Source organism: Yersinia thracica (genome assembly GCF_902170565.1).
Lineage (GTDB): Bacteria > Pseudomonadota > Gammaproteobacteria > Enterobacterales > Enterobacteriaceae > Yersinia > Yersinia thracica.
Genome location: NZ_CABHXX010000127.1, coordinates 1 through 431 on the forward strand (window position 1 = coordinate 1; position 431 = coordinate 431).

Below are 431 nucleotides of genomic sequence, written 5' to 3' on the forward strand. Positions count from 1 at the left end.
GCACCCAATACGGCGTGTGCCATGGCATTGGCCGCTTGATTATCGCCGGTGCTTTTCTTAATCACTTCAGCAAGATACGGCGCGGAGGCACCTGCCAGCGCTTGTGCCATATTCCCGCCAGCCAGACCCTGGATAGCGGCGGTTGCCGCCTGTATTCCCTGTTGCAACGCGCTGCCAGTGCCGTAAGGGGCCATGGCGGTATTGCGTATCTGGTTGGTCAGTTGTTCTTCCGTCGGCGTCAGGTTACCTTTTTGGGCCAACGCCTCTTTCGCCGCCTGAATAGCAACCGGGTCTTTCAGCGCTTTTTCTTCCGCTATTTTGCCCTGCGTACGCACGATATCACTGACCTGACCACCTATCTCACCAATCAGCTGTGCTTCTTTGAGGCGGTTTTGCTCTTTCTCTTTATCAAATATCGGGCCGATGCTGCC

1 pseudogene is annotated in these 431 nt (G+C 55.7%); it reads right to left on the minus strand.

Going from position 1 to position 431, the window contains the following annotated elements:
- Positions 1–431 (minus strand): annotated as a pseudogene (locus tag FTA91_RS17470) (VENN motif pre-toxin domain-containing protein); the annotation flags it as partial.